The following is a 1,959-nucleotide window of genomic DNA, read 5'->3' as shown; positions in this document are numbered from 1 at the left end:
CCGATATTGACGCATGAAATTATGGAAAGAGGATTCGGCATATGGACTTATTTCGAAAAAAAACAGGACTGCTCCCGCATGAGGAAAGCGGATCTACAGGTCGCTTAAAGAGAACAATGGGTGCCTTTGATCTCACCATGCTAGGTGTAGGATGTATTATCGGTACCGGGATTTTTGTTATTACTGGCAAGGCAGCAGCAGAAAATGCAGGTCCTGGATTGATGCTCTCCTTTGTTATTGCAGGTATTGCCTGCGTACTAGCAGCCTTGTGCTATGCGGAGCTTTCATCTACAGTTCCCGCAGCTGGGAGCGCTTATGCGTATAGTTATATTGTATTTGGAGAAATTTTGGCCTGGGTACTGGGGTGGGACCTAATTCTGGAATATGGAGTGGCGGCCGCCTCTGTGAGTAGTGGATGGTCTGCTTACTTTCAAGGCTTGCTGGCTGGATTTGATGTACATTTACCGCTGGCTTTAACCGCAGCCTTCGATTCAACTAAGGGGACCATTATTGATCTACCAGCCGTGTGCATCATTATGCTCATCACATTGTTACTGAGTCTCGGAGCCAAGGAGACGGTCCGATTCAATTTAATAATGGTTTGTGTTAAAGTCGGAGTTGTATTGCTATTTATTGGGATCGGTATCTTTTATGTTAAGCCTGACAACTGGACACCATTTTTGCCTTATGGATTTTCTGGTGTTTTGAGTGCTGCGGCAATCGTATTTTTTGCTTATCTGGGTTTCGACGCCATCTCAACTGCAGCCGAAGAGGTTCGCAATCCGCAACGGAATATGCCCATCGGTATTATTTCTTCTCTAGCGATCTGCACAGTACTGTATATTGCGGTTTCAGTTGTGCTAACGGGAATGGTACCTTATACGCAGTTGGGGGTAAGTGATCCTGTTGCGTTTGCTCTCCGCTTTATTCATCAGGATTTCGTAGCCGGATTGATTTCAGTCGGTGCGATTGCGGGGATGACGACCGTTTTATTGGTGCTCTTGTATGGTCAAACGCGGTTAATTTTCTCCATGTCACGTGATGGCCTTTTACCCGTTTTTTTATCTAAAATAAATGCCAAAACTCAAACGCCAATTCGAAGCACTTGGCTGGTGGGCAGCATTATCGCATTGGCTAGTGGATTGTTCCCGTTACATGCACTGACCAATCTGACGAGTATTGGAACCCTATTCGCTTTTGCTGTGGTATCGGTAGGAGTTATCTTTCTGCGCAAGAAACGCCCTGATTTGAAAAGAGGCTTTACCGTGCCGTGGGTTCCGTTGCTCCCACTTTTAAGTGCTTTGGTTTGCATCGGTCTGATGCTTCAGCTTCATATTAGCACCTGGATTGGATTCATTGTGTGGCTCCTGCTTGGATTGTTGATCTATTTCTTCTATGGATACCACAAAAGTTTGTTGAACCGTAAATCTTAATAAATTCTAGTATAAAAAAAGCCGGCATCCTGCACTTTTGTGAAGGGTCCGGTTTTTTTTGACATTACGCGAAAAGTGTCACATAGAGGCGTTTATGGTATAATTCTGTTTCAGATAAGCTTTTGGCACGTGATTACAGCATGCCATCGAGGGAGGATTTTATATGAAACTGCGCTGGCGTGCGCTCTTGGGGGGAGTACTGCTACTGACGGGCATTCTACTGACTGCCTGTTCTGCTGAAACCCCAGAAACGTTAACTAAACCTCCGATTGAGGAACCTGATGACCAGGGTCAGACGATTACTATTAATCCACCAGTGACTCCAAAGGTGGGCGATCCCAACGCCAAATATGTAGTTCAGACGCGAATAGCGGATTTTCATTTAATTGATAACAATAAAGGGTTAGTTTGGGGAGTTACCCATAATGAGCTCCGGCTTTATGATACTCATGATGGCGGAAAGACATGGAATAATATTTCCCCCTCCGAAAATGTCCAATTTCAAGACAGGCTTGAATATGGAAAG

At 44.9% G+C, this 1,959-nt stretch carries 1 protein-coding gene and 1 pseudogene; both read left to right on the top strand.

Annotated elements, in window-relative coordinates; all coding sequences use genetic code 11:
* Positions 1 to 41 precede the first annotated feature (41 nt).
* Positions 42 to 1,433: a branched-chain amino acid transporter BcaP gene (gene bcaP / locus GRP75_RS25680; RefSeq protein WP_160790742.1), complete on the top strand. Its 1,392-nt coding sequence runs from the start codon at positions 42 to 44 to the stop codon at positions 1,431 to 1,433.
* A 163-nt stretch (positions 1,434 to 1,596) separates the two neighbouring features.
* A pseudogene (locus GRP75_RS25675) lies at positions 1,597 to 1,959 on the top strand (VPS10 domain-containing receptor SorCS3); the annotation flags it as partial.

This window comes from Paenibacillus sp. OT2-17, assembly GCF_009827695.1.
Classification (GTDB): Bacteria; Bacillota; Bacilli; order Paenibacillales; family Paenibacillaceae; genus Paenibacillus; species Paenibacillus polymyxa_B.
The sequence above is the reverse complement of the archived record's forward strand: the minus strand, read 5'-3'. Positions and strand labels throughout refer to the sequence as shown.